The following is a 446-nucleotide window of genomic DNA, read 5'->3' as shown; positions in this document are numbered from 1 at the left end:
GGGCGGGCGCGGCGTCGGGCCCGGGGGCGGCGTCGGCCGGGGTGGCGTCCGCCGGGGTGGCGTCCGTGACCGGCCCGGCCTCGGGCTCCGGCGCGGTCGCCCCGGCGTCGGCACCGGAGTCGGGATCGGCGGTGACGTCGGCTTCGGCGGCCGCGTCGGCGCCGTGTGTGTCCGCCACGGGCGCGTCGGCCGCGACGGTGTCCGCCACCGGCGCCGGGTCGGCAACGGCCGGCGGCTCGGTGAAGCTCTCGGCGAAGGTCTCGGCGAAGGTCTCGGTGCGCGGGCCGGGCACCTGCGCCGACGCCGCCGTCCCCGCCGTCCCCGCCGTTCCCGCCGACAGGTCACCCGGTGCCCCGGGGCCGTCGGCCGAACCCGGGGCCCGCCCCGGCGCGGAGCCGTGCTCCGGCGGGGAGGTCACCTCCACGGGCTCGGGGCGGGACTCGGGG

The 446-nt window shown here is 82.7% G+C and carries 1 pseudogene; it reads right to left on the bottom strand.

Going from position 1 to position 446, the window contains the following annotated elements:
• Nucleotides 1–446: pseudogene (locus E0D90_RS26075) on the bottom strand (hypothetical protein); the annotation flags it as partial.

This window comes from Streptomyces otsuchiensis (assembly GCF_004305975.1).
Lineage (GTDB): Bacteria > Actinomycetota > Actinomycetes > Streptomycetales > Streptomycetaceae > Streptomyces > Streptomyces otsuchiensis.
The sequence above is the reverse complement of the archived record's forward strand: the minus strand, read 5'-3'. Positions and strand labels throughout refer to the sequence as shown.